General features: G+C 35.5%; 2 protein-coding genes. Both read left to right on the top strand.

Going from position 1 to position 1181, the window contains the following annotated elements:
- Positions 1-294: 294 nt before the first annotated feature.
- Positions 295-534, top strand: a complete 240-nt coding sequence (locus ACRD62_RS22405) for a ribbon-helix-helix domain-containing protein (RefSeq protein WP_430822313.1) — start codon at positions 295-297, stop codon at positions 532-534.
- On the top strand, positions 527-814 hold the full coding sequence (locus ACRD62_RS22400) for a type II toxin-antitoxin system RelE/ParE family toxin (protein WP_430822312.1): 288 nt from the start codon (positions 527-529) through the stop codon (positions 812-814). Before ACRD62_RS22405 ends, ACRD62_RS22400 begins: the two co-directional genes overlap by 8 nt.
- The last annotated feature ends 367 nt before the right edge of the window (positions 815-1181 follow it).

The following is a 1181-nucleotide window of genomic DNA, read 5'->3' as shown; positions in this document are numbered from 1 at the left end:
CGACTTCTTTGATTATGAAGAAGAAACAGTAAAAAGACTTTTCCCTCAAGCTAAAGAATTTGTTGAAGTTATTTCTGAACTATTAGAAAAATAACATTGGATAACTCATGGAAATAAAGTAAGACTCGGTTTACTTGTCCTGACGCCTTTGTCTACCGTCTTAGTCCCCCCTATCGGGTGACACGACACCACGACCAGTCGCCACGACTTCATCCAGCAAACGTTGGCAACAATACACCAAGGCTTGCAATTGGTTCATGAATGGTGTATTTTTACATCATTAAATTTTATATTATGCCAAGACAAAGTATATCGTTTTCCAAACCAAATGATGAATGGTTAAAAGCGCAAGTAGACAGTGGAGAATATTCTAGCAAGAGTGAGCTGGTCAATGATTTAATCAGACAAGCTAGAAATCAGCAAACCCAGATAGATTGGCTTCAGGCTAAACTTGACAGAGCTGAAAAAAGTGGTTTTACCAATGACTCAAAAGACGAAATATTGAAACAATCAAAGTCATTGTTAAATGGCTAATTATAGAATAAGCAACTCAGCAAAAGAAGATTTAATTCGCATTCATCATTTTGGTGTTGAAAAGTTTGGAATAAGTCAGGCAGACAAATACTTCGAGACTTTCTTTAATTACTTCGACATAATTGCAGAAAGACCTTATTCATTTGAGTCAGTGGATCACATCAAACCTGGATATAGAAGATGTGTTTGTGGTTCTGACAGTATTTATTACAAAAGAAATGACGGAACTGTAGATATTATGGCTATTGTAGGAATGCAAGATTTAAACAATATACTATAGCGTTACTATTCTCTAACCTGACTATTTTATCTTCTGAAAAAATTATTACAAGCGGACTAAAAGTACTGTTGACAAAACGCTGCCATAAAGCATAACGCGGTCGGCTCGTCCTGACGCCTTTGTCTAATGTCTTACTCCCCCTATCAGGTCAAACGACACCACGATTAATATGCCACGACTTTATTTAGCAAACGTTACCCAAAATTAAAAATCTAAAACACAGCTTAGAATAAGGAATTTTTTATCTTTGTAACATGAGTGATTCGAATAATATATTATCTGACATAAAGAATACTGTAAAAGGAAAATTTCCTGATGCACAGATAATATTGTATGGTTCAAGAGCCAAAGGAATTGCTCGTGATGA

The sequence above is a fragment of the Carboxylicivirga caseinilyticus genome (genome assembly GCF_050589785.1).
Taxonomy (GTDB): domain Bacteria; phylum Bacteroidota; class Bacteroidia; order Bacteroidales; family Marinilabiliaceae; genus Carboxylicivirga; species Carboxylicivirga caseinilyticus.
Note: the sequence above shows the minus strand (reverse complement) of the source record. Positions and strands in the feature narration are given on the sequence as shown.

Excerpts from the sequence above, each read along its gene's own strand:
- ACRD62_RS22400 (WP_430822312.1), top strand. The coding sequence starts at position 527 with ATGGCTAATTATAGAATAAGCAACTCAGCAAAAGAAGATTTAATTCGC.
- ACRD62_RS22405 (WP_430822313.1), top strand. The coding sequence starts at position 295 with ATGCCAAGACAAAGTATATCGTTTTCCAAACCAAATGATGAATGGTTA.